At 68.0% G+C, this 1,374-nt stretch carries 1 protein-coding gene; it reads right to left on the bottom strand.

Going from position 1 to position 1,374, the window contains the following annotated elements; all coding sequences use genetic code 11:
* The coding region (ilvA, locus tag JMF90_RS37190; protein WP_201326352.1) for a threonine ammonia-lyase, biosynthetic at window positions 1-1,173 on the bottom strand (1,173 nt) is incomplete at its 3' end.
* Between the last annotated feature and the right edge of the window lie 201 nt (window positions 1,174-1,374).

The raw sequence follows: 1,374 nt of genomic DNA, 5'->3' as shown, positions 1-1,374 counted from the left end.
GTTCGCGGCGATCTCCGCCGATTCGCCGCGGCGCTTGATCTGCACGCCGACGAAGATGTGCGCGGACTTCTCGTCGGCGATCCGGTAGTTGAACTCGGTGACGTTGCGATCGCCGACGAGCGAGCAGAAGCGCTTGAAGCTGCCGCGTTCCTCGGGAATCGTGACCGCGAACACGGCTTCGCGCGCTTCGCCGACCTCGGCGCGCTCGGCGACGAAGCGCATCCGGTCGAAATTCATGTTCGCGCCGGACGTGACCGCGACGAGCGTCTGGTTCTCGATGCCTTCGCGTTCCGCATACAGCTTCGCACCCGCGACCGCGAGCGCGCCGGACGGCTCGAGCACGCTGCGCGTGTCCTGGAACACGTCCTTGATCGCCGCGCACAGTGCGTCGGTGTTGACGGTCACGACGCCGTCCAGGAATTCGCGGCACAGCCGGAAGGTTTCCTCGCCGACGAGCTTTACCGCGGTGCCGTCCGCGAACAGGCCGACTTCGCTCAGCTCGATGCGCTCGCCCGCGTCCAGCGACTGCGCCATCGCGCACGAATCCTCGGCCTGCACGCCGATCACCTTGATCTCCGGGCGCACCGCCTTCACGTACGCGGCGACGCCGGACGCGAGTCCGCCGCCGCCGATCGGCACGAAGACCGCGTGGATCGGGCCCTGGTGCTGGCGCAGGATTTCCATCGCGATCGTGCCCTGGCCGGCGATCACGTACGGATCGTCGAACGGGTGGACGAACGTGAGGTCGCGCTCCTGCTGGACCTTGACCGCGTGCGCGTACGCATCGCTGTACGATTCGCCCGCCTGGATCACCTCGACGCTCGGGCCGCCGTGCGCGCGCACCGCGTCGACCTTCACCTGCGGCGTCGTGACCGGTACGACGATCACGGCCTTGACGCCCATCCGGGCCGCCGAGAACGCAACGCCCTGCGCGTGGTTGCCGGCCGACGCGGTAATCACGCCGCGCGCGAGCGCGTCCACCGGAATGTGCGCCATCTTGTTGTATGCGCCGCGCAGCTTGAACGAGAACACCGGCTGGTTGTCCTCGCGCTTCAGGTAAACGGCGTTGCGCAGCCGGGCCGACAGGTTGCGGGCCGGTTCGAGTTCCGTCTCGATCGCGACGTCGTAGACGCGCGCGGTGAGGATTTTCTTCAGGTAATCGTGGGATGCCATGGGCGCTCGCGGGCAGTGCGGATGCAGACGGTAAAGGGTCAATGATAGCGCCAAGGGTCCGCCCGCACGCAAGCGGCATGCCGGGCGGGCGGCTGTGAGCGCTCGCGTGCGCGGGCGGACAGGGCATTCGCGCCGCCGGGCGTCGCCTTTTACCGGCGCACTTTACCGGTTTAACCGCATGGTTACCGACCGGACGGACGG

The sequence above is a fragment of the Burkholderia sp. E168m23 genome (genome assembly GCF_016586125.1).
In the GTDB taxonomy this organism is placed as follows: domain Bacteria; phylum Pseudomonadota; class Gammaproteobacteria; order Burkholderiales; family Burkholderiaceae; genus Burkholderia; species Burkholderia orbicola.
Note: the sequence above shows the minus strand (reverse complement) of the source record. Positions and strands in the feature narration are given on the sequence as shown.